1 protein-coding gene is annotated in these 292 nt (G+C 64.7%); it reads left to right on the top strand.

What is annotated here, in order from left to right; translation table 11 throughout:
• Positions 1-106 precede the first annotated feature (106 nt).
• The coding region (locus CVH10_RS19510; RefSeq protein WP_219924859.1) for a hypothetical protein at positions 107-292 on the top strand (186 nt) is incomplete at its 3' end.

The following is a 292-nucleotide window of genomic DNA, read 5'->3' as shown; positions in this document are numbered from 1 at the left end:
TGAATGCTTGTCAGGGCGGACCAATCGGCTCACGAAAGCCGATATGAAATCGTATTTCGCAATCTCGGCCGTCTTGGCCGCCCTTGCCTGTAGCGTGAGCCCCGCCATGTCCCAGACGCTTCCCAACGCCGCCCCCTGGGATCAGGCGTTCCTGCCGCCCGTTCCCGCCTGGAATGGCGCGTCAAAGGCCCTGCTGCGCGACGCAGGCGATCCGTGGGTAACGGCGTTCGAGGCCGATCCGGGCCATGACTTTTCGCCCAACTACGTGGACACCCGCGCCTGGTTCGACCGG

The organism is Halomonas sp. ND22Bw, assembly GCF_003011945.1.
GTDB lineage: Bacteria > Pseudomonadota > Gammaproteobacteria > Pseudomonadales > Halomonadaceae > Halomonas > Halomonas halophila.
The sequence above is the reverse complement of the archived record's forward strand: the minus strand, read 5'-3'. Positions and strand labels throughout refer to the sequence as shown.